This is a genomic window from Bacillus sanguinis (genome assembly GCF_018332475.1).
GTDB lineage: Bacteria > Bacillota > Bacilli > Bacillales > Bacillaceae_G > Bacillus_A > Bacillus_A sanguinis.
On sequence record NZ_BOQB01000729.1, the window covers coordinates 1 to 237 of the forward strand.

The 237-nt window shown below is 44.7% G+C and carries 1 protein-coding gene; it reads left to right on the forward strand.

Annotation, left to right across the window (positions count from 1 at the left end; all coding sequences use genetic code 11):
- The coding region (locus KI369_RS30190; RefSeq protein ID WP_212959090.1) for a DUF2491 family protein at positions 1 to 237 on the forward strand (237 nt) is incomplete at both ends.

Here is a 237-nt window from a genome sequence, read left to right on the forward strand (position 1 = left end):
GCGCGAGGCGATCAACGCCAAAGCGATGGGAGCAATGACCTTAAACTGGCAGGAAAAACGCTGGCAGCGATTTTTTAACAGCGAAGAACCGGGAAATATCGAACCCGTCTACATGCTGGAAAAAGTAGAAAATCAAAACCATGCCAAATGGGAGGTCCATAATTTTACCATGGGCTACCAACGGCAAGTAACCGAAGATACTTACGAATATTTGATGCTAAATGGTGAGGAATCTTT